This window comes from Brevundimonas basaltis, assembly GCF_014202075.1.
Lineage (GTDB): Bacteria > Pseudomonadota > Alphaproteobacteria > Caulobacterales > Caulobacteraceae > Brevundimonas > Brevundimonas basaltis.
Genome location: NZ_JACHFZ010000002.1, coordinates 25,399 through 48,878 on the forward strand (window position 1 = coordinate 25,399; position 23,480 = coordinate 48,878).

The 23,480-nt window shown below is 69.6% G+C and carries 20 protein-coding genes and 1 tRNA gene; 9 read left to right on the top strand and 12 right to left on the bottom strand.

The features are described from left to right. Positions 1-14 precede the first annotated feature (14 nt). Positions 15-1,103 (top strand): histidinol-phosphate transaminase, encoded by a 1,089-nt coding sequence (gene hisC / locus HNQ67_RS04580; RefSeq protein ID WP_183252860.1) that lies wholly within the window; start codon positions 15-17, stop codon positions 1,101-1,103. Between the two features lie 33 nt (positions 1,104-1,136). Here the strand turns inward: hisC and HNQ67_RS04585 are convergent, their stop codons facing one another. From HNQ67_RS04585 to HNQ67_RS04595, 3 genes are all read right to left on the bottom strand, one after another. Then, positions 1,137-1,946, bottom strand: coding sequence for a TIGR02186 family protein (locus tag HNQ67_RS04585; protein WP_183252862.1), 810 nt, complete (start codon positions 1,944-1,946; stop codon positions 1,137-1,139). Beyond that, positions 1,943-2,866 (bottom strand): sulfite exporter TauE/SafE family protein, encoded by a 924-nt coding sequence (locus tag HNQ67_RS04590; RefSeq protein WP_183252864.1) that lies wholly within the window; start codon positions 2,864-2,866, stop codon positions 1,943-1,945. Before HNQ67_RS04590 ends, HNQ67_RS04585 begins: the two co-directional genes overlap by 4 nt. 118 nt (positions 2,867-2,984) lie before the next feature. Next, on the bottom strand, positions 2,985-5,789 hold the full coding sequence (locus HNQ67_RS04595; RefSeq protein WP_343054815.1) for an SEL1-like repeat protein: 2,805 nt from the start codon (positions 5,787-5,789) through the stop codon (positions 2,985-2,987). Positions 5,790-6,008: 219 nt separating this feature from the next. Between HNQ67_RS04595 and HNQ67_RS04600 the strand changes: the two genes are divergently transcribed. Together HNQ67_RS04600 and HNQ67_RS04605 are read left to right on the top strand one after the other, a co-directional pair. Continuing rightward, positions 6,009-6,215, top strand: coding sequence for a hypothetical protein (locus HNQ67_RS04600; protein WP_183252866.1), 207 nt, complete (start codon positions 6,009-6,011; stop codon positions 6,213-6,215). A gap of 191 nt (positions 6,216-6,406) precedes the next feature. Further along, on the top strand, positions 6,407-6,916 hold the full coding sequence (locus HNQ67_RS04605) for a pyridoxamine 5'-phosphate oxidase family protein (protein ID WP_183252868.1): 510 nt from the start codon (positions 6,407-6,409) through the stop codon (positions 6,914-6,916). 85 nt (positions 6,917-7,001) lie between these two features. On the opposite strand, the gene argF is transcribed toward HNQ67_RS04605, so the two are convergent. The 5 genes from argF to HNQ67_RS04630 form a co-directional block, all read right to left on the bottom strand. Next, a complete protein-coding gene (gene argF / locus HNQ67_RS04610; RefSeq protein WP_183252870.1) occupies positions 7,002-7,916 on the bottom strand; it encodes an ornithine carbamoyltransferase in 915 nt (304 codons plus the stop codon). A 102-nt stretch (positions 7,917-8,018) separates the two neighbouring features. Continuing rightward, complete coding sequence (locus HNQ67_RS04615; protein ID WP_183252872.1) at positions 8,019-8,426, bottom strand: GxxExxY protein; 408 nt, start codon at positions 8,424-8,426, stop codon at positions 8,019-8,021. A gap of 39 nt (positions 8,427-8,465) precedes the next feature. After that, entirely contained in the window at positions 8,466-9,659 is a 1,194-nt protein-coding gene (locus tag HNQ67_RS04620; protein WP_343054816.1) for an aspartate aminotransferase family protein, read from the bottom strand. A 119-nt stretch (positions 9,660-9,778) separates the two neighbouring features. Then, positions 9,779-10,708, bottom strand: a complete 930-nt coding sequence (locus tag HNQ67_RS04625; protein ID WP_183252874.1) for a M28 family metallopeptidase — start codon at positions 10,706-10,708, stop codon at positions 9,779-9,781. Positions 10,709-10,782: 74 nt separating this feature from the next. After that, positions 10,783-11,604 (bottom strand): ABC transporter permease, encoded by an 822-nt coding sequence (locus HNQ67_RS04630; protein WP_183252875.1) that lies wholly within the window; start codon positions 11,602-11,604, stop codon positions 10,783-10,785. Between the two features lie 289 nt (positions 11,605-11,893). On the opposite strand from HNQ67_RS04630, the gene gcrA reads away from it, so the two are divergent. Continuing rightward, on the top strand, positions 11,894-12,403 hold the full coding sequence (gene gcrA / locus HNQ67_RS04635; RefSeq protein WP_183252877.1) for a cell cycle sigma 70 cofactor GcrA: 510 nt from the start codon (positions 11,894-11,896) through the stop codon (positions 12,401-12,403). Positions 12,404-12,660: 257 nt separating this feature from the next. Here the strand turns inward: gcrA and apaG are convergent, their stop codons facing one another. Then, positions 12,661-13,068: a Co2+/Mg2+ efflux protein ApaG gene (gene apaG / locus HNQ67_RS04640; RefSeq protein WP_183252878.1), complete on the bottom strand. Its 408-nt coding sequence runs from the start codon at positions 13,066-13,068 to the stop codon at positions 12,661-12,663. Positions 13,069-13,182: 114 nt separating this feature from the next. Between apaG and HNQ67_RS04645 the strand changes: the two genes are divergently transcribed. Next, on the top strand, positions 13,183-14,214 hold the full coding sequence (locus tag HNQ67_RS04645) for a 2'-deoxycytidine 5'-triphosphate deaminase (RefSeq protein ID WP_183252880.1): 1,032 nt from the start codon (positions 13,183-13,185) through the stop codon (positions 14,212-14,214). Between the two features lie 107 nt (positions 14,215-14,321). Further along, the gene (locus HNQ67_RS04650; RefSeq protein WP_246347459.1) at positions 14,322-15,194 is read left to right on the top strand and encodes a lipid A-modifier LpxR family protein; all 873 of its coding nucleotides are present in this window, start codon (positions 14,322-14,324) and stop codon (positions 15,192-15,194) included. A gap of 13 nt (positions 15,195-15,207) precedes the next feature. Here the strand turns inward: HNQ67_RS04650 and HNQ67_RS04655 are convergent, their stop codons facing one another. Beyond that, positions 15,208-16,962, bottom strand: a complete 1,755-nt coding sequence (locus tag HNQ67_RS04655) for a gamma-glutamyltransferase family protein (protein ID WP_183252882.1) — start codon at positions 16,960-16,962, stop codon at positions 15,208-15,210. 160 nt (positions 16,963-17,122) lie between these two features. Between HNQ67_RS04655 and HNQ67_RS04660 the strand changes: the two genes are divergently transcribed. Continuing rightward, positions 17,123-17,199 (top strand) — tRNA-Arg (locus HNQ67_RS04660). Between the two features lie 57 nt (positions 17,200-17,256). Here the strand turns inward: HNQ67_RS04660 and HNQ67_RS04665 are convergent. Further along, entirely contained in the window at positions 17,257-17,451 is a 195-nt protein-coding gene (locus HNQ67_RS04665) for a hypothetical protein (RefSeq protein ID WP_183252884.1), read from the bottom strand. A gap of 56 nt (positions 17,452-17,507) precedes the next feature. Further along, the gene (locus HNQ67_RS04670; protein ID WP_183252886.1) at positions 17,508-18,950 is read right to left on the bottom strand and encodes an aldehyde dehydrogenase family protein; all 1,443 of its coding nucleotides are present in this window, start codon (positions 18,948-18,950) and stop codon (positions 17,508-17,510) included. A 239-nt stretch (positions 18,951-19,189) separates the two neighbouring features. Between HNQ67_RS04670 and HNQ67_RS04675 the strand changes: the two genes are divergently transcribed. Together HNQ67_RS04675 and HNQ67_RS04680 are read left to right on the top strand one after the other, a co-directional pair. Beyond that, entirely contained in the window at positions 19,190-22,513 is a 3,324-nt protein-coding gene (locus HNQ67_RS04675) for an amidohydrolase family protein (protein WP_183252887.1), read from the top strand. A 130-nt stretch (positions 22,514-22,643) separates the two neighbouring features. Continuing rightward, positions 22,644-23,474, top strand: coding sequence for a response regulator (locus HNQ67_RS04680; RefSeq protein WP_183252889.1), 831 nt, complete (start codon positions 22,644-22,646; stop codon positions 23,472-23,474). Positions 23,475-23,480: the final 6 nt, after the last annotated feature.

Genomic DNA, 23,480 nt, shown 5'->3' on the forward strand with positions numbered 1-23,480 from the left:
TCCGAGGAACCGCCATGACCGACGCACCCGCGCCCAAACCCGGCATCCTCGACATCGCCCCCTACGTAGGCGGCAAGTCCGCCATCGCCGGCGTGGCCGAGCCGATGAAGCTGTCGTCCAACGAGAACATGCTCGGCGCCGGGCAGTTGGCGCGCGAGGCCTATGAAGCGGCGGTCCGCAACATCCACATCTACCCTGACGGCCGGGCGACCAAGCTGCGCGACGCCGTGGCCGGGCACCACGGGCTGGAGCCGGAGCGGCTGATTTTCGGCAACGGCTCGGACGAGGTCTTCGCCCTGCTGAACCAGACCTATCTGACGCCGGGCGACAATATCGTCACAGGCCAGTACGGCTTCCTCGCCTACCGGATCAGCGCCCTGGCCAACCAGGCTTCGGTCAAACTGGCGCCCGAGCCGGAGTTCAAGGCCACGGTGGAAGCCCTGCTGGAGCAGGTCGATGAGCGCACCCGCATCGTCTACGTCTCCAGCCCGTCGAACCCGACCGGCAGCTACAACACCGGCGAGGAGATCCGTCGGCTGCACGAGGGGCTGCGACCGGACGTCCTGCTGGTCGTCGACGAGGCCTATGCGGAATACGTGACCGAACCGGACTGGGAAACCAGCTTCCCGCTCGCCCGCGACAGCGAGAACATCGTGGTCACCCGCACCTTCTCCAAGATTCACGGGCTTGGCGGGCTGCGCATCGGCTTTGGCTATGCGCCTCTGAAGGTGGCGCAGGCCGTGGACCGCATCCGCCTGCCGTTCAACGTCTCGGTGCCCGGGCTCGAGGCGGCCGTGGCGGCTCTGGGCGACGAGGCGCACCAGCAGGCGTCGCGCGACCTGATCCACACCTGGCGTCCGCGCATGGCCCAGGCCATCCGCGGCTTCGGCTTCGAGGTGCTGCCCTCGGCGGGAAATTTCGTGCTGGTCCGGTTCAAGGATGTCGAACAGGCGCAGCGCGCCAACGACTATCTGAACTCGAAGGGCGTCATTGTGCGGCCGGTCGGCGGCTACGGTCTGCCGGAGGCCCTGCGCATCACCATCGGCACCGAGGACCAGAACCGCGCGGTTCTGGACGCCCTGAGCGAGTTCGCGGCCCGCTGATCCCGCCCGGTCGCTCTCCGATCGCGAAGGAACTCACTGGCGACGGAAGATGCGGCTGGCCGCCCAGCCGGTGAAGGCCGCCAGCAGGACGCAGAGAACGCCGTAGGTCCACGGGCGATTGTGGGCGAACTCGAAGATGTCGCGTTCGATGCCGACCTTTTCGACGGTCAGGGTGAGGTTGGAGACCGAGACGGGATCGCCGTCCTGGAACAGCCAGACCTCGGCGAAATACTGGCCGGTCGGGGCGACAGCGGGCAGTTCGATCTCGGCCCGGAACAGACCGCGGTCGACGAAGCGGACGCCCTCGGGATCGGTGTTGTACAGGGCCGCCGCCTCGCGCAGGCGGATCACCGCGCGGCGCCAGTCGAGATAGTCCTCGCCAAGGCGGCTGATGACCACGTCCCGCACGCCGTAGCGAGTGACGACGCGGCTCTCCTCGGGGGCGTTGATGCGCAGGTGATCAACACCGACGCCCAGACGGCGGAGGTCGCCGAAGTCGGCGATGTCGCCGAGCGGCCGGGTCGAGGCGGTCATGTAGAAGCCGGGCGCGCCCTCGAACACGACCGGGCGGCTGTTCAGCCAGACCCCGAGGTTGCGGGTCTTCTTGACGAGGCGGACGGGCGCGTCGGGCCCCCTCACGACGACCACCACGTCCGTGGGATCGTCGCCCGGATTGAACACGGCGCCGTAGAGCACGATGGACGCCCCGCTGAAGCCGGAGTCGACGCTGACGCGGGCCTCGGTCAGGGCGGCGGCGACCCTCAACCGGTCCTCGGTCGCGGCCGACCGTTCGGGCGCCGGGGCCTCGACGGCGGGCGGGGGCGGAGGCAGGGCCTGAATCATTCGGCCACCCCCGGAGCGAAACCGAACAGGTCGGACGGCCGGACGAACAGTTCGAGGCCCATCTGGATGCCGACCAGCAGGACGATGAGACCGAGCACGGCGCGCAGTTCCTCGGCCCGGAACCGGCCCGACCAGCGGGCGCCGTACTGGGCGCCGACGACCCCGCCGAGCAGCAGGATGGTCGACAGCACGATGTCGACCGTCTGATTCCGGCCCGCCTGCAGGACGGTGGTCATGGCGGTGGTGATGATGATCTGGAGCAGGCTGGTGCCGACCACCACGCTGGCTTTCATGCGCAGGATGTAGAGCATGGCCGGGACGAGGATGAAGCCGCCGCCGACTCCCATGATGGCCGACAGGACGCCCGCGAAGGCGCCGAGGGCGAACGGCGGGATGGCGCTGATGTAGAGGCCGGAACGCGGGAACCGCATGCGGAGCGGCAGACCGTAGAGCCACAGCGGCCGACGGCGTTCCTTGTGCGGCGTGACCTGACCGCGGACGCGCCGGAGAATCTGGCCGAGGCTCTCGTACAGCATCAGGGTGCCGATGGCGCCGAGGAAGATCAGGTAGGACAGGGCCACCACCAGGTCCGCCTGCCCCAGCAGGAGGAGGTAGCGGAACAGTTCGACGCCCGCGAGGGCGCCGAGCACGCCGCCGGCCGCCATGACGCCGCCGATGCGGTAATCGACGGCCTTCCGGGTGGTGTAGCTGATCACGCCCGAGGTCGAGGACGCCACGACGTGGCTGGCCTGGCTGGCCACCGCGACGGGCGGGGGAATGCCGAGGAAGATCAGGATCGGAGCCATCAGGAAGCCGCCACCGATCCCGAACAGGCCGGAGATGAATCCCACAACCGCCCCCAGCAGGACCAGGAGCGGCCAGTTCACCGAAACCTCGGCGATCGGCAGATAGATATCCAAAGGACGCGCCTTCGGCTGGAACTGAGGCTAGGCGCCGGAAAGGCGACGGTGAAGGTGTCCTATACGCACGCCGTAGCCACCGCCACCGAATGCGCCGAAAAGGCTTGTCTGATCCACGTCAGGCGAGCGGCTCGACCTTGAAGGCGTCGGCGGCGGCCCGCGCCGCGCCGCGTTCCGACGCCGGCAGGCCGGGCCGCAGCCGCTCGACCGCCGACTGGGCGTCGCCATCCCCGGCGCGCGCGGCGATCAGATACCATTTGTAGGCCTCCGGAAGATCCGGCTGGATGCCTTCGTCGCCGACCTCGTACAGCTTGGCGACGTTGAACTGGCTATCGACCAGACCGGCCTCCGCAGCCTTGCGGAGCCAGTCGATGGCCTCGGGCCGGTTGCGGGCGCCGCCGATCCCCTCGAACAGGTACATGCCGTAGTTGTGCATGCCGCGGGCGTCGCCGGCGTCGGCCGCGCGGCGGACCCAGACACGCGCCTCGGCCGGGCTGACGGCCAGACCGGCGGCGCCGTTCTCGTAGAGGCTGGCGAGATGCAACTGGGCCGGCGCGAAACCGAGGCCGGCGGCCTGTTTCAGGGTGTCGACGCCGGCGGCGTCATCGCCGTCGAGCAGTTCGATCGCCTGACGGTAGAGGTCGGCGCCACGGGCCTGGTCCTCGGCCGACGGCTGGGCGGGAACCACGGCCAAGGCCGCAACAGGTTGAGTTTCCGGAGCGGCGCCGAAGCCTCCGAGCGCCGGAAGTCGGACGCCCGTGCCGGTCAGCTCGCCGAAGGCCGCGGCCCCGCCGGCGGTGAGCAGCACGGCCACCGCCGAGGCGCCCAGCGCCTTTCGCACCGTGTCGCCGCCCCTGGAGGCCTGTTTGTCGAGCCGCTCCTGCAGCCGGGACTTGCCGCCGCGCTTGAGGCCGAAGCCGGAACGGGCGGGCGCGGCCTCCTCGGGCGCGGCCATCGCCGCGCGGGCGGCGTCGATAGCCTGACGCGTGGACGAAGCCCGACCCTGGGCGGCGGCGGCGCGCAGGGCGCGCGGATCAACGAAATCGGTCTCGGCGGAGAAATCGTCCGGACCGGCGTCGAACTCCGGCGCCGCGGTGGCCGCGAGCGCGTCGGAGACATCGGCGCCGCCGAAGCCCTGACCAAAGGCCGACGGGGCGGCGGTCGCGTGGACCGGAGTCGGGGTCGGGGTCGGGTCGAACGCCGGCGCTTGGGGGGCGGGGCCGACTTCTTCGGTCAGCGACGGCTCAGGCGGGCGGCTGCCGAACGGCGCCGACGGCGGGACGTCCGGGGCGGGGCCGCGCATCATCGCGTCGAATACGGTGGCGGCGGTCAGGACCTCGCCGCGGGCGCCGGGAACCGGCTGGGGCTGGGGCTCGGGCTCTGGCGGGGCGAGCTCGGCAGACCAGGCCTGCTGTTCGGCGAAGACCGGATCGTCGAAGCCGTTGTCGAAGGTCGCTTCGGGGAAGGCCGCGTCCGGGAAGGCGGCGGCGCGCCAGTCGGGCTGGGCGGGCTCGGGCCGGGCGGTCGGCTCGGCACGACGGCCGATGTTCTCGCGCGCTTCGGCGATCAAGGCGGCGGTGCGCTCCTCGGACAGGCGCATGCGCTCGGCCAGCTCGCCCGAGGCGCGGTCGTAGTGCTGCTCGATCTTGTTCGAGCTGTCAGCGAGGCGGCGGCCGATGTCGTCCAGCGCTTGCTGCGAGCGGCGCTCGGACTGGGCGATCCGTTCGCTCAGACGGTCGGAGATGCGGGTGATCTCGCCGCCCAGCTTCTCCAGCGCCAGGGCATGCCGATCGTCGGCGGCGACGAGCCGCTGTTCCACGCCCTGGGCGAAGCGGCCCATGTCGGCCTCGACCTTGAGGCTCAGGGCCTCGCCCAGCTTGTCCAGCCCCGCGGTCGCGCCGGATTCGATCTTGCCGACGCGGCCGTTGAGGTTCTGGGCGATCCGCAGGACTTCGCGCCCCATGGCCTCGACCGCCTTGGCCGAGCGATCCTCGGATGCCTTGACCTGATCGCCAATGGCGAGGACGGCGCGCTCGATGCGGTCCATCCGGCCTTCGGCCTCGGCCGCATCCATCCGCCGCATCATCTCGGCACGATTGGCCTCGACCTGTCGGCTCAGCGTCTCGGCCAGCTTTTCGAAACGCGCAGCCTCGCGGGCGCCCTCGGGCTCGACGCGGGACTCGGCGGCGCGCAGGCGACTGTCCAGATCGGCGAACGAACGCTCGAGGCCGCGCAGGGCCTCGGTGGTCCGGCCCTGGGCCTGGTCCAGCCGCTGGCCGACCTGGGCCAGCAGCTCGGAGCCGGTGCCCGGACCGGCGATCTTCTCGACCGCGTCCATGCGCTGGCGCAGCTCGTTGACGCCGCCACGCTGGCGCTCCTCGATGTCGTAGAGCCGGCCGGCGAGCGCGCCAAGGGTGGTCTCGACCTTGCCGAAGGTTTCGGCCGTCTTCGGGCCGACCTCCTGCTCGAATTTGCGCAGGCGGCGATGGCCCTCGCGCAATTCCTCGGACAGGTCGTCGATGCGGCGGCCGTAGGCGCGGCCCGACTCGTCCTGGGCGTCGAGACGGCGCACGAGACCCGAGACGGCCTGGTCGACACCCTGGATAGCCACGGTCGAGCGGCGCTCGGCGGCTTCGAGACGGGAAGCGATGGCGTCGATCGAGGCGCTGAGCCGCTGCCATGGCGCGTCATCCGACGCATAGGCGTCGTCGACGCGGCGGCTGCGCGCCCGGCGCTCGAAACTGTCTGCGGCGTGGGCCCGGCGGGACAGAGGGACCACGCCCTCGTCGTCGTCGCCATCTTCCATGATCATGGTGTTCAGCCACTCGCCGAGCGTCATGCCGGAGCGACGGGCGAGGTCCTTGGCGATCTCACGCGCCCGGGGCTCGATCCCCTTTACGCTCCACGGCGCGGCTGCGCTCACTGATTCGCCTCCCGACCTTTGAATCGAACGCTACTCATCCAGATCAGGGGTGTAAACGCGTGGTTAACCCCAAGATGTAGGGTCTGCCCATCTTCCTGTGGAAAGCCCGTGCACCGCCGGCGACTCTCCTGCCGGTTTGGTTAACGGCAGGTGAAGATTAACGGCCTGGAAAGGACTCGGGCGCTTGCCCTCGCGGCTCCGGCGAGCCACTTGGCGCGGATGAGCCTGACCGTGACCCTCGCCGCTCTCGCCGTCGCCATCGCCCTGACGGGGTTCGCCGGCTGGCGGGGCGCCCGCCCGTCGCAGCCGCACCGCGGCGTGCGCATGATCCCGTGGCGCTTCGTGATGGTCTTGGCCGGGGCCGCGGTGATGGTGCTGCTGGTCCACGTCGCGGCCCTGCTCGGAATTCCGCAGGCGACCCGCTAGACCGAAATCGGCCTTGATGGACGCCGTCCATCGGGGCTCAGATTTCGGTCCAGCATGTTTCCTGGAGCCTGATTCACGGCATCGGCGGAATCGCGAAGCGATTCCACCGCAACCGATCAGGCTCCTGCCGGAACCCGCAGGGCCCGCGCCCATTCCCCTGATCGAACCCCCGAAGATCAGGAGACGACGCCATGTCCGACAAGCCGCTGACCGCCGCCGAGGCCGAGACGGAATTCTGGGATCATCTGAAGAAGTCGAACACCGGCATGCTCGGCCTCGACCAACCCGGCTATCACGCCCAGCCGATGACGGCCTTCCGCGAGGAAGAGACCGGGACCATCTGGTTCTTCACCCGTGAGGACACCGATCTAGCGAAGGACGCCGCCGTGGGATCGGGACAGAGCGCCATGTTCCACTACGGCTCGAAGGACCAGAACGTCTGGGCCTGCATCCATGGCAATCTGTCGGTGCACGGCCACGACCGCGAGATCATCGACCGCTACTGGAACCCAGTGCTGGCCGCCTGGTATCCGGAGGGCAAGGACGATCGGATGCTGACCATCCTGCGCTTCGACGCCGACGACGGCCGGGTCTGGGTCAACGAGGGCGGCTTCTTCAAGTTCGCCTATGAGATCGCCAAGGCCAATGCGACGGACACCCTGCCGGACGTGGGCGGGGTGGCGGACGTAAAGCTGAACTGAGGCGTCAGTCAGCAGGCAGCAAGAAGTCGAGGGCGGTGGCTACGGACATCATCGCCCCCGCCGCCAGTGGTCTGATGCCTGTCGCCTAACCCGCGAAACACCACGCCAGAACGGCCTTCTGGGCGTGGATGCGGTTTTCGGCCTCGTCCCAGACAAGGGAGCGGGGGCCGTCGAGAACGGCGTCGGTGACCTCCTCGCCGCGATGGGCGGGCAGGCAGTGCAGGAAGACGGCGTCGGCGGCGGCGGCGTCCATCAGGGCGTCGTCAACGCCATAGCCGTCGAAGGCCTCGAGCCGGGCCTCGTAGTCGCTGTCGCCCATCGACACCCAGGTGTCGGTGACGACGACGTCGGCGCCGGCCACCGCATCGCGCGGATCGCCGGTCAGGGTGACGTGATGACCGCCCTTGGCCAGGTCGTGCAGGTCGGGGTGATAGTCGGCCGGGCAGGCCACGGTCAGGTGGAAGCCCAGCTTCGGCGCCGCGTGCATGAAGCTGTGACAGACGTTGTTGCCGTCCCCGACCCAGGCGATCGTCTTGCCGGCGATCGGGCCGCGATGCTCCTCGATGGTCATCAGGTCGGCGAGGATCTGGCAGGGGTGCGAGCGGTCGGTCAGGCCGTTGATCACCGGCACGGTGGCGACGCGGGCGAAGCGTTCGACATCCTCGTGGCTGTTGGCGCGGATCATCACGGCGTCGACCATGCGCGACAGCACCCGGGCGGTGTCCTCGACCGGCTCGCCGCGGCCCAGCTGCATGTCGCCGGCGTTGGCGATGATCGACGCGCCGCCGAGCTGGCGGATGGCGGCGTCGAAGCTGAAGCGCGTGCGGGTCGAATTCTTCTCGAAGATCATCGCCAGCACGCGGTCCTTCGCCGGAGCATCGGCGTCGGCGCGGCCCTTCGGCCAGCCCTTGCGGGCCTGCTTGCGGGCGTGGGCGTCATCGAGGATGACGCGCAGGACTTCGGCTTCGAGCCGGTGCAGGTCGAGGAAGTGGCGGGTCATGGCGCTCGCTCTTGTCGGAAGGCAGGAAGGTTCATCACAACGATCACAACGAGATCACAACGAACACGACGGGGTTTGAGCCTGACTGGCAGGCCGGCACGGTCACAAGACCAGGCGGCGGAAGCCGTCCCTGAGTCTGCCTGTGTTGAAATTTATGAGGTAACCCAAGCGAACCTGCGAGAACCGCAGGTAGGTCAGGAGTTGGGCCGTATGGATCGACGCCAAGGCGTCGATCGATTTGATCTCGACCACCACCTGACGCTCCACCAGCAAGTCGAGGCGAAACCCGGCGTCGATCCGCTCATCACGGTAAGTGACCGGCACGGCGACTTGTCTGTCGACCTGAAGTCCAGCGCGAACAAGATCCTGGGCCAGACAGTGCTCGTAGACCGACTCCAGCAGGCCGGGGCCCAGCTCGCGGTGCGCCGCGAAGGCCGCATCCATCACGGCGCGACCGATCTGATTCACCTCCGGCGAAACAGACTCGGTCCCGTCGTGTTCGTTGTGCATCGTCGTGACCGTTGTGATGAACCCCCCTCGCGCTGGCCCCTACGCGGCCAGCTTGCCGCGCGCGAACTCACAGGCCTTCTCGAACCGTTCGACCGCCTCGCGGGCCTCGTCGAGGGTCATGTTCAGGGGCGGCAGGATGCGGACCAGGTTGTCGCCGCCGCCGGCGACCAGAAGGTGGGCCTCATCGCGGGCCCAGCCCATGAATTCGCGGTTGTTGGGGATCAGCTTGACCCCCATCAGCAGGCCCTTGCCGCGCACCTCGACGATCACATCCGGGAAGCGCTGGGCGACACCATGCAGCTGCTGCTTCAGATAGCCGGCGATCTCGTTGACGTTGGCCAGGGTCTCCGGCCTGGAGATCTCGGTGAAGGCGGCCTGGCCGACGGCCATGGCCAAAGGATTGCCGCCGAAGGTCGAGCCGTGCGCGCCGGGCGTCATGCCTTTCGCCGCCTCGGTCGTGGCGAGGCAGGCGCCGATGGGGAAGCCGCCGCCCAGCGCCTTGGCCACGGCCATGATGTCGGGGGTCATCCCGGCCCATTCGTGGGCCCACAGCTTGCCCGTCCGGCCCATGCCGCACTGGACCTCGTCGAAGATGATCAGGACGCCGTGCTCATCGGCCATCTGGCGCATCCAGCGCAGGTCCTCGTCGGGGGTGACGCGGCAGCCGCCCTCGCCCTGCACCGGCTCGAGGATGACGGCGCAGGTGGTGGGGTTGCGGAAGGCGGCCTCAAGCGCCTCGCGATCACCCCAGACCAGCTGATGGAAGCCCTCCATCGGCGGGCCGAAGCCGTTGGTGTAGGACGGGTTGGCCGCGGCGTTGATGGCTCCGTAGGTGCGGCCGTGGAACGAGCCGTCGAAGCCGTAGATGTCGATCCGCTCGGGCTGGCCGTTGGCCGAGTGATATTTGCGCGCCGTCTTCAGGGCGCACTCGACGGCTTCGGTGCCCGAGTTGGTGAAGAAGACCACGTCGGCGAAAGACTTCTCGCACAGGGCGTCGGCGAGCGCTTCCTGCCCCGGGATCTTGAAGATGTTGGAGACGTGCCAGAGCTTATCGGCCTGGTCCTTCACCGCCCGGACGAGGATCGGATGGGCGTGGCCGAGGGCGTTGGTCGAGATGCCCATGACGCAGTCGAGGTATTCGGTCCCGTCCTTGCCCCAGAGACGCGCGCCCCGACCGCGATCCACCTCCAGCGGCGCGCGGTTGTAGACACCCATCAGATGTTCGGTGGACACGGGGCAGGCCTCCAAAAGCGAGACGGCCCCGGCGCGGAAGGCGTCGGGACCGCTGAGAAAGGGTCAGGCCTTGTCGGACGGGGGACGGGGTTAGTCAACACCGCCCCGAGACCCCCGGATCAGTCGCCTAGCTGCTGGTCCAGCCGCTCGACCAGGGCCGCATAGACCTCCCCGGCGGTCTTCACCGTGGCGGGGTCGATCCGCTCCATGGTGTCGTCGGCGGAATGGATCAGCTGGAAGACCCGGGGCACGAAGCCCTCGGCCAGGCCGTTGCTCTCGCCGCCGTTGAAGGCCAGCCACATCTGGTGGGCGCCGATGTGGTCCTGAAAGCCGAGGGAGACCGTAGGAACGCGATCGGTCGAGCCGGCCTGGCCCGCCTCGCCGAGGCCGGCGCCGGAGAAGGCGCGATCGTCGGACGGCGGATAGACGGGGAAACCGACGCAGTGCATGGCCCGCTCGGCGCAGACCTCGCGCACAGCCCGGACGACGCCGGCCGATTGCGGGCCGTTGTTGAGCCCGTACATCATCGTGTCGCCGTAGCCCGCTACGTCGGCGTTCACGACGGCGGCGACGTTCGCCAGGCCGTGCGCCTCGATCCACTTGCGCGCGCCGATCAGGCCCAGCTCCTCCTGGTCGAACAGGATGACGCGGACGCGGTGGTTCAGGTTCTTGCCCCTGAGCATCTTGGCGGCCTCGATGACCCCGACCACGGAGGCGGCGTTGTCGACGACGCCGTGGGACATCGTACCGTCGCGCAGCCTCACGGCGTCATAGTGGGCGGTGAGCAGGATCTCGCGCGGGTCGTCGCCGAGGGTGACCACGACGTTGCGGCCCTCCATCTCGCCGGTCTGGCGATTGCCGCCCGCGAAGGTCTCGACGACCGGGTCGAAGCCGGCGGCGCGCAGCTGATCGACCAGCACCTCCGTCCGCGCCTCGTTCGACGGCTGGACGTAGGCGGCGACCTGGGCGCGCAGATCGATGTCCTGCGCCGCCGCGGGCGCGGCGACGGCGAGAAGGGCCGCGGCGGCGGCGAGACGACGGAACAGCATGGAACCCCCTGGAAGATCAGGCGGCCATGGCTAGCGCGGCGAGCACGGTCGCGCACCTTAAAAGGAGGAGAGGTTTAGCTCTTCAGTCGCCAGCCGGAGCGGAACACCAGCCAGCAGGCTACGGCCATGCCAACGGTCAGGGCCGCGCTCATGACCACCCCGATCCATAGCGTGCTCTCAGCCTGACCGATGAAGCCGTAACGAAAGCCGTCGATCAGATAGAAGATCGGGTTGAAGTGGCTGATCGTGGCGAACGGCTCGGGCAGGCGCTCAACTAGGTAGAAGGTGCCGCTCAGGAAGGTCATCGGCATGATGATGAAATTCTGGACGGCGGCCAGCTGATCGAACTTCTGGGCCCACAGGCCGGCGAAGACGCCGAGCATGCCCATGATCAGGCAGGCCAGACCGCCGAACCAGACGATGGCGACGACATTGGCGATCCCCAGTCGGGCGAAGGGCAGGACGCAGACGGCGGTGACGAGGCCGACCACGAGGCCCCGCGTCGCGGCGCCGAGAGCGAAGCCGATGGTCAGCTCCATCGGGCTGAGCGGCGGAGTCAGGAAGTCGGTCGCCGTGTTCATCACCTTGGCCTGGATCAGGCTGGAGGAGGCGTTGGCGAAGGCGTTGTTGAGCATGGCCATCATGATCAGGCCCGGGGCCACGAATTCGGCGAAGGGTGTGCCGTGCAGCGGCGGGCGCGAACCCTGCAGGGCGACCACGAAGACCATCATATAGAGCAGGGTGGTGACCACCGGCCCGGCCACGGTCTGGGCCCCGACCTTCCAGAACCGCCGCACCTCGCGGAAATAGAGGGTTCGCACCCCGATCCAGTTGACCCCCGGATAGCTGCGCGGCTGCGGGAGGCCGGACGGACGGGTCGAGGCGAGATCTGTCATGGGGCGGGAGATGCGCTGGCCGATGCGGGAGTGCAAGGGGCCGGGGGGTACGAGGGGCGAGGGAAGGTTATCCACGCGGCGCCTTGTCTGGGCGAAGCGTGCGTCTTCTTGCTCGGCCCTCGCCGTCGTCCCTCGCCCCTTCGTTAACCACCCCTACATCTGGTTTCTGTGGACGGACTGATTCGCACATATTGCGTCTGTTAGGGTCTGGTTTACGATTAGTGGTAGGTCGCGGCCCCGGGAGGGCAGCCATGACCCCATATGTTGAATCACGACCCCGGAGGGTGGCATGACCGCAGGCTGGACCGAAGATCGCGTCGGCGCGCTGAAGAAGCTCTGGCTGGAAGGCCAGTCCGCGAGCCAGATCGCCAAACAGTTGGGCGGCGGCGTCACCCGCAACGCCGTCATCGGCAAGGTGCACCGCCTGGGCCTGTCGGGCCGGGCCGCGCCGTCGCAGCCGGCCCGCGCCACCTTCCGTCCGACGCGTCCGCGCCCCGCCGCTCCGCCGCCCCAGGCCCCGTCGGCGCCCCGCCGCATCGAGGCGGCCCAGCCGCGCCCGGCCGCGCCGTCGGTCCCGGCTCCGATGCCCGACCTGCCCGGCACGGCCACGGTGATGACCCTCGGCGCCCACATGTGCAAATGGCCGATCGGCGATCCGTCCTCGAACGAGTTCAGCTTCTGCGGCCGCCGCTCCTCGGAAGGCGTCTACTGCGTCGAACACGCCCGCGTCGCCTACCAGCCGCAGGTCCGCAAGGGCGGCAAGGACGAGCTGGCCCGTTCGCTGCGTCGGTACATCTAACAAGGGGCGCTATCGCTCGCCGCACGGCGGCTCGCTGCCCGAGCAAGGACGGCGCCTTGAATCCGGGCGCGCGGGATCAGTTTCGCGCGCCCGTCCCAATTCGGTCTTTCGGCCGACACGAATGGCTCCTACGGGAGCCGCCGTCCGCCTCCCGCTGCCTCCGCTCGCGGCGGTGAGTCAGGGGCGGGGCTGCGGTTATCCGGGTTGACGCAGCCCCCTCGCCCCCCTTCGGGTTACGCGCGGTAACAAGCCGAAATCTAGTTCAGCACCCGCCGATCGCCTGGCACGTCGAGGCTGAAGGCGGGGATGGCGGCTTCGAACGAGCGGCCGCTCGCATCCGTCATATAGTAGCCGCCGACCATCGAGCCGCTCGGGGTGCCGAGCGGACAACCCGAGGCGTAGGAATAGCTGTCGCCCGGCTTGATCACCGGCTGCTCGCCGACGACGCCGGCGCCGCGCACCTCCTCGACCCGCCCCTGACCGTCGGTGATGACCCAGCGCCGGGCCATCAGCTGGATCGCGGTCGGCGTCAGATTGACGATCTCAACCTGATAGGCCCAGACCCAGCGCCCCCCGTCCGGATCGGACTGACCGGCCAGATAGCTGGGGCGGACGCGGATCAGGACGCCCTCGGTCTCGGCTTCATAGGCGGGCGTATCGTACATCCGCCCATGGTCGCCGATGCGGCCGGCAGGTCAAGCGCCAGCGCCGATGAGGCGAGGCCCGCCAGGCGGAACACTTTGCGGGAGACCGGGCGCGGAATCGTGTAATCGGAAGCGATGCAGAGCTTTTCCACCTCCCTCCCCGGCATCCTGCCGTCGCAGTCCATCGAGGCCCTGATCGCCGGCGGGGCGATCGCCTCGGATACGCCGTTCGACAAGGATCAGGTGCAGCCGGCCAGTCTCGATCTGAGACTCTCGGATCGGGCGTGGCGGGTGCGGGCGTCCTTCCTGCCCGGCCGACGGACGGTCGAGGACCGGATCGCCGACGTGACCATGCACGGCGTCGACCTGTCGGCCGGCTATGTGATGGAGAAGGGCTGCGTCTACATCGCCCGACTGCAGGAACGGTTGAGCCTGCCCAAGGGGCTGATCGCCCGCGCCAACCCGAAAAGTTCGACCGGCCGTGTCGACGTCTTCGTGCGGCTGCTGACCGACCGCGGGGCGAGTTTCGACGACGTTGAGGAGGGCTACGACGGGCCGCTGTATCTCGAGATCGCGCCCCAGACCTTCTCGATCCTGGTGCGGCCGGGTACGCGGCTGAACCAGCTGCGGCTCAAGGCCGGCGAGCCGCCCAAGCTGGAGACCCGCAGCGTCGGCGTCGACCTTGAGGGCCTCGACGGGACCATCGTCGGCTACCGCGGACGGCGCCACGCGGGGGTGGTCGACCTCGACCATATCGACGGCCACGATCCGCGCGACTTCTGGGAGCCGCTGGGCGTGCGGCGCGGCGAACTGCTGCTCGATCCGGGCGAGTTCTACATCCTGGCGTCCCGCGAGGCGGTTGAGATCCCGGTCATGCAGGCCGCCGAAATGACCCCGATCGATCCCTCGGTGGGCGAGTTCCGGGTCCATTACGCGGGTTTCTTCGATCCCGGATTCGGCACCGACGAGGCCCATGGCGCGGGCTCGAAGGGCGTGCTCGAGGTGCGCACCCACGACACCCCCTTCCTTCTGGAGCACGGCCAGATCGTGGCCCGGTTGGTCTATGAGCCGCTGACGGAGCGGCCGTCGCGCCTCTACGGCGAGGGCGGCAGCCACTACCAGAGCCAAGGCCTCAAGCTTTCCAAGCATTTCCAGCCCTGGAGCTGAGGCGGAACCGCCCCATACCGGAGGCGTTCGACCGGCTGGAAAATGTCAGTTGGCGTTGCGGCCCGGATCGTGCAGGCTCCAGACGTTAACGGACAAGGGGACCGTTGATGCGTCTTGCGGCGATCAGTGCGGGAGTGGTGGCGGCGGCGGCCTGTTCGGCCCCGGCGGCCATGGCGTTCCCGACCCCGCAGCAGGCCATCGCCGACCCCTGGCGGGTCGCGCGCGAGCGCCCCACCACGGTTTCGGACCTGCTAACCCGTCTCGACCGCGACGCGCGCTTCGGCGACGGCAAAGCCGCCTTCGAGGGCGACGATAGCTGGGCGGGATATGATCCGGGGCGAAACGTGTCAGCGACCTGGGCCGCCTCGAACAGCGACATCTGGTACGAGGGCGAGACCTATCGCGACAGGCTGCGCCTGCGCGCCGAGGGCCAGGTGCGCCGGGCCGACGGCTCACCCCTGCCCCCCGGCCCCCTGGATCCGGCCGCCTATGACGCCGAACATTACGACCTGACCTATACGCGCGGCTGGACCGAGAGGCTCGGTCAGACGGAGAACGGCCTCGACGTCACCCTGACCCCGCACCTCGGAGTCGGGGTCGGCACCCGCGGCCAGGTCACGGAGGCCGGCGCAACCCTCAGGATCGGCCGCGATCTCGACCGGCTGGTGCCCGAGGGCGAGGAGGCCTTCGGCGAACGCGCCCGCTGGTACGTCTACGCCGCCGGCTCCGGTCGGGCGGTGGGTTACAACTGGGCCCGGGACCGCGACGGCGGCTACAGCCGCTCGGGCGTCAGCCACGATTCCGGGGCGTTCCTCGGCGACGCCTCGCTGGGCGTGGCCCTGCGCCGCGGCCCGGTGCACAGCTCCATCGGCCTGGTCTACCGCGAGATCGAGGCCGAGGGCCTGCGCGCGGGCAACGGTGTCGACACTGACGTGTCCGAGGGGCTGATCGCGTTCCAGCTGTCGATCAAGCCGGAGTAGAGGCTGGGCTAGTCTAGTCTACCCGCGCCACGCCCTCGCGGCGGTCGTCGGCGCCGCCGTCCCAACCCCAGACGCCGTCGCTTCCTCGCCGCCAGATCGCACCGTGCAGGCCGGAGTTCTCGCTGGCGTTGGGACGCAGCACGACTCCGCGCGCGGCCAGCGCCTCACGCATCGCCGCCGGAAAGCGCTCCGTGTCGGCCCCGAATCCGTCGCCCCGGGCCACCAGATTGGGTAGGGCGAAGGCCGCCTCCATCGACATTCCCCAGTCCAGCACGGCGACCAGCGCCTTGGTGTTGTAGGCGAGGATCGAGGTGCCGCCCGGAGAGCCGAGCGCGCCGACGAACCGGCCCTCGCGGTCGAGGATGATCACCGGCGCCATCGACGAGCGCGGCCGCTTGCCGGGCGCCACGGCGTTGGCCGCGGGCGCGCCGTCCGGGCGGCGCGGTGCGAACGAGAAGTCGGTCAGCTGGTTGTTGAGGAAGAAGCCGGCGGCCATCCGGCCCGAGCCGAACACGCTCTCGACCGTGGTGGTCATGCTGACCGCGTTCCCGGCCGCGTCGACGATGACGAAGTGGGAGGTGCCGGCCGGCTCCATCGTCGCGTCGGGGCCGGTGAAGACGCCGCCGGGCGGGAAGCCGGGCTCGGCCGCCGCGACCAGGGTCGGCGCCTGCGCCGCCCGGGCCGCCACATAGTTCGGGTCCAGCAGCCCCTGCACCGGCACGCCGACGAAGGCCGGATCGGCGACGTAGCGGTCGCGGTCGGCGTACATCAGCCGCTGCAGCTGGGCGAAGGCGACCCAGGCGTCGACGCTGTCCGGACCCTCGACGATGTCCGGCGTCAGCTCGGCCATGGCCAGCAGTTGCAGCACCGCCACGCCGCTGGACGGCGGGGGCGGCACGCAGACGATGTAGATGCGGTAGGGGCGGCACAGGGCCCCGCGCTCGATCGGCTCATAGGCGGCCAGGTCCGCCTCGGTCAAAGCGCCCGGCCGCGGCGCTTCGCGCACCGCCGAAACGATCTCGCGCGCGATCCGGCCGCGATAGAAAGCGTCGGAGCCGCCCGCGGCGAGCTCGGCCACCGTCTCGGCATAGGCCGGATTGCGCAGCACGTCCCCGGTTTTGAGGCGCTCGCCGTCCGGACCCATGAAATAGGCCTCGGCCCAGCGGGTCCGCGCCTGACCCCGAGTCGCCGCGATGAAGCCTCCCAGCCGGGGGCTGACCACGAAGCCGTCGCGGGCCAGCCGCTCAGCCTCGGCGAACAGGCTGTGCCACGGCAGGACGCCGTGCTCTGCCTGGGCCATCGCCAGCACGGCCACCGCGCCGGGCGTGCCGGTCGAGCGCCCGCTCAACACGGCGTCCCCGAAAGCCAGCGGACGGCCGTCCTCGAGGAACAACTCCGGCGACGCCGCGGCCGGAGCGGTTTCGCGCCCGTCGTAGCCGGTCACCTCTCCGGTCGAGGCGTCGAAGAGCATCATGAAGGCTCCGCCGCCGAGGCCCGACGACTGGGGTTCGACCAGCCCCAGCACCGCCTGCACGGCCACGGCCGCGTCGACCGCCGATCCGCCGCGCCGCAGCACCTCCAGTCCCGCCTCGACCGCCAGGGGATTGGCCGCCGCCACGAACGGGCCGCGCGCTTGAGGCGCCTGTGGCGTCGCCGCGGCCGGGGGCGGCCCGCCTGCAGCGCCGGCGGCGCATCCGGTCAGGATCAGAGCGACCCCGACGGCGAGCGCGATCACGGATCGCAGGGCAGGTTGCGGAACCAAAAACATGGCGTGTCCGGGTGGCGCGATAACGGGGAGACCCGCAACTTGGCGCGCCCGCCGCCGGGGCGAAACCCCTCTCGGGAAATCACTGCAGGAAAGCCGCATGCGGCCCTTGCCCCCCCGCGCCCTCTCGGCTAGATAGCCGCCTCGCCGTTCGCGGCCATGCGCACCCGTAGCTCAGCTGGATAGAGCACCAGACTACGAATCTGGGGGTCGGGCGTTCGAATCGCTCCGGGTGCGCCATTTGCTTCCCACCAGCTGCGCCGGCGGGGGCAGGCCTTTCAGCAGGCCGGGACCGCGCTAGGCCCAGGACTTTCGGTCAAAATCCATCGGATCGCGACGGCGGACGATGCGGTCGATATCCTCGAACGCCTCGTTTTCGGTCAGGTCGCCGGCGCGGGCGCGGCGGACCACGAGTTCCACGTCGCTGAGGTCGTCGCCGCCGCTCCGTTCGGGAGCCGCGCTCTTGCGGGTGACCGGATCTGCAGTGGCCATGGGCAGTCTCCTTTCCCGGTTAACGCCACGCGCGCCGACGGGTTCACCGCGGATTCTCAGCCGGCGGAGTAGGACGTCTTGGTCCGGGTGAAGAATTCGACCGCCGCGAAGCCCTGCTCGCGCGGGCCGTAGCTCGACGATTTCGTCCCGCCGAACGGCACATGGTAGTCGACCCCGGCGGTGGGCAGATTGACCATGGTCATCCCCGCCAACGCCCGCCGCTGGAAGTCGCGGGCGTGTTTCAGGGAGCTGGTGACGAGGCCGGCGGAGAGGCCGAACTCGACGCCGTTGGCGATGGCCAGCGCCTCCTCGTAGTCCTTGACGCGAATGGTCGAGGCGACGGGACCGAACACCTCTTCATTGTTGATCCGGCTGTCGGCGTGGGTGTCGGCGATCAGGGTCGGCTGGACGTACCAACCGGGCGTGTCGAGGCTCAGCCGCTCACCGCCAATGACGACCCGGCCGCCTTCCCCGCGCGCGACGTCGATGTAGCGGTAGGAGGTCTCGCGCTGGGCCTCGCTGACCGCCGGACCGATCTGGGTGTTCGGATCCAGCGCCGGGCCGACGCGCAGGCCGGCGACCTTCTCGGCGAGGGCGGCGACGAAGCGGTCGTGAATTCCGTCCTGCACGATCAGGCGGCTGGAAGCGGTGCAGCGTTGGCCGGTGGCGTAGTAGGAGCCGTCGAGCGCAATCATCACGGCCCGGTCGAGATCGGCGTCGTCGAGCACGATCAGCGGATTCTTGCCGCCCATCTCCAGCTGGACCCGCGCCTGTCGCTTCGCCGCTCCGGCCGCGACGCCGGCGCCGACGCCCTGCGAGCCGGTGAACGAGACGCCGGCCACGTCCGGGTGATCGACAATGGCCTGGCCGACGCCGCCGCGCCCGATCACCAGGTTCAGCACCCCGTTCGGCAGACCGGCCTCGTGCAGGATGGCGACCAACGCCTCGGCCGTCGCCGGCGTCGGACCGGCCGGCTTCATCACCACCGTATTGCCGAAGGCCAGCGCGGGCGCCGCCTTCCACGCCGGGATGGCGATGGGGAAATTCCACGGGGTGATCAGGCCGAACACTCCGACCGGCTGGCGATAGGTCTGGATCTCCACACCCGGCCGCACCGAGGCCAGGTTCTGGCCGTGCAGGCGCAGGGCCTCGCCGGCGAAATATTTCAGGACCCGACCGGCCCGGACGGTTTCCCCGATCCCCTCGGCCAGGGTCTTGCCCTCCTCGCGCGACAGCAGCCGGCCGAGCTGCTCGCGCCGCTCCATAACCAGGGTCCCGGCCTTGTCGAGAATGTCCGAGCGGACCTCGGGCGATGCCTCGGCCCAGGCCGGGAAGGCCGCCTTGGCCGCGTCCACGGCGGCGTTCACTTCGTCCACGCCGCCGTCGGGAATGCGGGCGACGAGATCGCGCGTATCCGAGGGATTTCGGCTCTCCGACGGGAGGTCCGCCCGAACCTTCTCGCCATTGATCCAGTGGGAAAGGTCGAGCGTGTCGGTCATGGGCGGTCCTCGGCGGCGGGCGGAGCGACGACGCCCCGCGCCGATCGCTCCCATGTTCCGCCTCAGATAGCGACCGCCGCGCCGGAATGCACGGCGGGGTCCCGAAGGTGGGTTCGCCGCGACCGTCTGTCTCCGTCCGCCTGCTGGACTTCCGCCGCCCGACAGGGCTCACTGCGCGCTCGGCAAGGACGCGTCAGCCGGCGGTCGGCGCAAGACGTCCGGATTCGGGGACCAAAACCATGAAGCGCGAACTCCTGGCTACGGCCGCTCTGCTGGCGCTCGCCTGCCCGGCGACGGCCCAGGTGGCCGAACCGGCTCCGCCGCCCGTCGTGCCTCCGTCCGACGTGCAGACCCCGCAGACCCCCGCCGACGAAGAGAAGGCCGAAGACGCCAAATGGGATGTGCAGAATCCGCCCGGCCCGTCGCGCGACATTCCCATCGATGTGACCCGCGGCACGTGGATGTCGGTCGATGTCAGCCCCGACGGCCGCTCCATCGTCTTCGACCTGCTGGGCGACATCTATGTGATGCCGATCTCGGGCGGCGAGGCGCGCGCCATCGCCTCGGGCGTGGCCTGGGACATGCAGCCGAAATGGTCCCCGGACGGCCGCCACATCGCCTTCACCTCCGATCGCGCCGGCGGCGACAACATCTGGATCATGGACGCCGACGGCTCGAACCCGGTCCAGATCTCGAAAGAGTCGTTCCGCCTGCTGAACCAGCCGGAGTGGACGCCCGACGGCCAGTTCATCGTGGCCCGGAAGCATTTCACCTCGGCCCGCTCGCTCGGGGCTGGCGAGCTTTGGATGTATCACCGCACCGGCGGCGGTGGCGTGCAGATGACCGAGCGGCGCACCCAGCAGAAAGACACCGGCGAACCGGCCTTCTCGCCCGACGGGCGCTATCTGTATTTCAGCGACGACGCCACGCCGGGCGGCACCTTCGAATACTCCAAGGACGTCAACGGCCAGATCTACGTCATCCGCCGTCTGGACCGCGAGACCGGCGAGATCGATCCCTACATCACCGGCCCGGGCGGCTCGATCCGTCCGACCCCCTCACCCGACGGCAAGTCGATCGCCTTCATCCGGCGCGTCCGCTACCAGTCGGTGCTGTATGTGATGGATATCGAGTCCGGGCGCGAGACGCCGGTCTTCTCCGCCCTCGACCGCGATCTGCAGGAGACGTGGGCCATCCATGGGGTCTATCCGGCGATCAGCTGGACGCCCGACAACCGCTCCATTGTGTTCTGGGCCGACGGCCGCATCCAGAAGGTCGAGGTCGCGTCCGGGACGGTTTCAGACATCCCCTTCCATGTCGCCGACACCCGGCGGGTGCAGGACACGGTTCGCTTCCCGGTCGAGGTCGCGCCCGACAGCTTCGACGTGAAGATGGTGCGCTGGGCCCGCCCCTCGCCGGATGGTTCGAAGGTGGTGTTCGAGGCGCTGGGCAATCTGTGGATCCGCGACCTGCCCACCGGCACGGCGCGCCGCCTGACCCGCCAGAGCGACCATTTCGAACTCTATCCCAACTGGTCGCGGGACGGCCGTTCGATCGTCTACACGACCTGGGACGACCAGCAGCTGGGCGCGGTCCGGGTGGTTTCCGCCTCGGGCGGCGCCGGCCGGGTCGTGACGCCGAAGCCTGGCCACTACATCGAGCCGACCTTCTCGCCGGACGGCCGCACCATCGTCTACCGAAAGGTCAACGACGGCTTCCTGACCACCGGCCTGTGGAGCCGGGAACCGGGCGTCTACCGCGTCCCGGCCGCGGGCGGCGAGCCGGTGCTGGTCACTGAGGACGGCGCCCACCCCCAGTTCGGCGCCGATGGCGACCGGCTGTTTCTGACCGGCCGCGACGGCGACAAACGCACCCTGATCTCGGTCGATATGGACGGTTCGGACCAGCGCACCCACCTGACCTCCGACTGGGCTGCCGAGTTCGCCGTCTCGCCGAACGGCAACTGGATCGGCTGGACCGAGCGGTTCAACGCCTATGTCGCCCCCTTCGTGGCGGCGGGCCGACCGATCAACGTCGGTCCGGACGGCAAGTCCCTGCCGCAGGCCCGGGTCACCCGCGATTCCGGCGAATGGCTCAGCTGGTCCGGTGACTCCGGCCGCCTGCACTGGTCGCAGGGACCGGAGCTGTTCACCCGCGACCTGAACCGGTCGTTCGCCTTCGTCGAGGGTGCTCCGGAAGAGCTGCCAAAGCCGGACGAACACGGGATCAATCTCGGCTTCAGCGTCGAGACGGACCGTCCGCAGGGCCGTATGGCTTTGGTCGGGGCCCGGATCATCACCATGAACGGCGCCGAGGTGATCGAGAACGGCACCATCGTCGTCGACGGTAACCGCATCGAGTCGATCGGCTCGACCGCCAGCATGACCATCCCTGCCGGCATCCCGACCCTCGACATGGCCGGCAAGACCATCATGCCCGGTCTGGTCGATACCCACTGGCACGGCTCGATGGGGACGGACGAGATCATCCCCGAGCAGAGCTGGGTCGACTACGCCTCGCTGGCCTTCGGGGTGACCACGATCCACAACCCCTCGGCCGACACCAGCGAGATCTTCGCCCACAGCGAGATGGCCCGCGCCGGCCGGGTTGTGGCCCCGCGCATCTTCTCGACCGGCACCATCCTGTACGGGGCGACCACGGCCTCGACGGCCCAGATCGACGACCTCGACGACGCCCTGTCGACCCTGCGCCGGATGCAGGCGGCGGGGGCGTGGAGCGTCAAGAGCTACAACCAGCCGCGCCGCGACCAGCGCCAGCAGGTCATCGAGGCGGCCCGCCGTCTGAATATGATGGTCGTCCCGGAGGGCGGCTCCCTCTACCAGCACAACATGTCGATGATCGTCGACGGCCACACCACGATCGAGCACGCCATCCCGCTGGCCCGGCTCTACGACGACGTGCACCAGCTGTGGCGCCAGACCGGCGTCGCCTACAATCCAACCATCGTGGTGGCCTACGGCGGCAGCTACGGCGAGAATTACTGGTATCAGGAAAGCCCGGTCTGGGACGATCCGATCCTGACCCAGTATGTGCCGCGCCGCATCCTCGACGCCCGCGCGCGGCGTCCGGTCACCGCCCCCGACAACGAGTGGAACCACATCTCCGTGGCCCGCGAGGCGACCCGCCTGTCCGACCAGGGCGTCACCGTCCAGATCGGCGCGCACGGCCAGCGCGAGGGACTGGCCGCCCACTGGGAAATATGGAGTCTCGCCCAAGGCGGCATGCAGCCGCTGGACGCCATTCGCGCCGGCACCCTGAACGGCGCCAGGGCGCTGGGCATGGACGGCGACATCGGCTCGCTGGAGCCCGGCAAGCTCGCCGACATGGTGGTGCTGAACGACAACCCGCTCGACAACATCCGGAACACCACCTCGGTCGCCTACACGGTCCTCAACGGCCGGGTCTACGACTCGGGCATGAACGAGATCGCGCCGCGCCAGCGGCCGCGCGCCCCGTTCTGGTTCGCGGAAACCGGCGGCGAGGCCTGGGCGACCGGGGCCACTGACGCCGGCGCCGACGGTCACGGTCACGACAGCCACTGACCGGTCGGGGAACGGGCGGCGTCAGGAACGATCAGCCCCCGTCCCCGCCCCATCGGCCTAGAGCGGAGAGGCGCCGGGCGTTGTCATCCAGCCCCGGCGTCCTATCGTGGCGCCGGCGGCGGAGATCAGCGTGGACGCAGAGATGAACGGCGAGAACGACGGGACCCTGCGGGACGACGATCCCTTCGCCCGGCTCGGTCCGGTGTTCGCGGGGCGCCGCGCCCTGCTGCTCGAGGACGATCCGGCCCTGTCCGACCATGTGGCGGAGCGGCTGACCGCCGCCGGCTTCGAGGCCGTGGACCGGTTCGAGGCGGGCGAGGCGGCGCTCGAGGCGGCGGCCCGCGCCCCCTATGACGTGTTGATCCTCGACCGACTGACGGCCGGCATGGACGGGCTTGAGATGCTGAAGCGGCTGCGCGCCGGGGGCGGAACCTCGGCCGACGCCCCGGCCCTGATGCTGACCGCCCTCGGCGGCGAACGGCAGAAGGTCGAAGGTCTGCTGGGCGGCGCCGACGACTATCTGGCCAAGCCGGTCGGTGACGAGGAACTGGTGGCGCGCATCGCCGCCCAGCTGCGGCGGGCATCGGGCCGGGCCCGGCCGGCGGGCGCCGAACTGGTCAACGGGCCGTTCCGCCTGTCGCCCGGAGCCCGCACCCTGAAGTTCGATGCCGGGGCAGGCGAGAGCCGGCAGATCGACCTGTCGCCCCTGGAGTTCGCCATCGTCGCCGAACTGATGGCGGCGCGGGGCCAGCCGGTGACCAAGACCATGCTGTGGGACCGCTGCTGGGTGGAGTGGAAATTCCTGCCCGACAATTTCGTCAACGTCATCGACGCCCGGATCAGCGCCCTGCGCCGCCGACTGAAGGAACAGACGCCGGAACTGGGTGAGGATCTGCATCCGCTGATCGTGTCGGCGCGCAGCCAGAGCCTGGTCTTCCGCGATCTGTCGGCGGCGGATTGAGGCCGG